Origin of the sequence: Plantactinospora sp. ZYX-F-223, from assembly GCF_039649625.1 — a bacterium.
In the GTDB taxonomy this organism is placed as follows: Bacteria; Actinomycetota; Actinomycetes; order Mycobacteriales; family Micromonosporaceae; genus Plantactinospora.
Map to the genome: position 1 here is coordinate 1 of NZ_JBDJAV010000231.1, position 202 is coordinate 202.

The window sequence follows — 202 nt, forward strand, 5'->3', positions numbered from 1 at the left end:
CGACCCGCTCCGCCGACAGCCCTTCCAGCACACCGTCGTCCAGCACACCGGCAGCGTGGATGACGCCGACGAGCTGGTCGACGTCTTCGAGCACGCCCTGTAGCTGTGCCCGATCAGCCACGTCGCACGCCACCACCCGCACCGTCGCACCGAGGGCTTCCAGCCGCTGCGTCAGCTCCACCGCGCCCGGCGCGTCCGGGCC

At 72.8% G+C, this 202-nt stretch carries 1 protein-coding gene; it reads right to left on the minus strand.

Features of this window, described 5'->3' with window-relative positions; translation table 11 throughout:
• Positions 1 to 202, minus strand: a 202-nt coding sequence (locus AAH979_RS43305; protein ID WP_346263922.1) for a KR domain-containing protein, incomplete at both ends; no start/stop codon positions are given.